Below are 499 nucleotides of genomic sequence, written 5' to 3'. Positions count from 1 at the left end.
AATCACCGAGCCATTGCTCAAGGTGACCGTCACCGGCGTTTGCGCTGGATTAGTCAGGGTCGCGGTGTAGGTAATCTGACCGCCTTCGGTCACGGTATTCCCGGCTGTCAGCGTGACAGTGGTGGTATCGATCGAATCGGTAATGGTGGTAACGGCTGGCGTAGTCGCCGGCACCAAATTCTCGAAGTTACCGCCGGTTGCCCCGGTAATCGTGGTGCTGATGGTCGAGCCGTTGTTGTAAACATCATTGGCTGGCGTATCGACGACCACCGTCCCGGTGGACTTCCCGGCTTCAATGGTAATCACCGAGCCATTGCTCAAAGTGACAGTCACCGGTGTCTGTGCTGGGTTGGTCAAGGTAGCGGTGTAAGTAATCTGACCGCCTTCGGTCACGGTATTCCCGGCTGTCAGCGTGACAGTGGTGGTATCGATCGAATCGGTGATGGTGGTAACCGCTGGCGTAGTCGCCGGCACCAGGTTCTCGAAGTTACCGCCGGTT

At 57.3% G+C, this 499-nt stretch carries 1 protein-coding gene; it reads right to left on the bottom strand.

Features of this window, described 5'->3' with window-relative positions; translation table 11 throughout:
- Positions 1–499: immunoglobulin-like domain-containing protein (locus LIY45_RS30590; RefSeq protein ID WP_226478730.1), on the bottom strand; the 499-nt coding region annotated here is incomplete at both ends.

The organism is Pseudomonas sp. MWU16-30323, from assembly GCF_020515595.1.
Lineage (GTDB): Bacteria > Pseudomonadota > Gammaproteobacteria > Pseudomonadales > Pseudomonadaceae > Aquipseudomonas > Aquipseudomonas yamanorum.
This window is presented reverse-complemented; position numbering and strand designations above follow the sequence as displayed.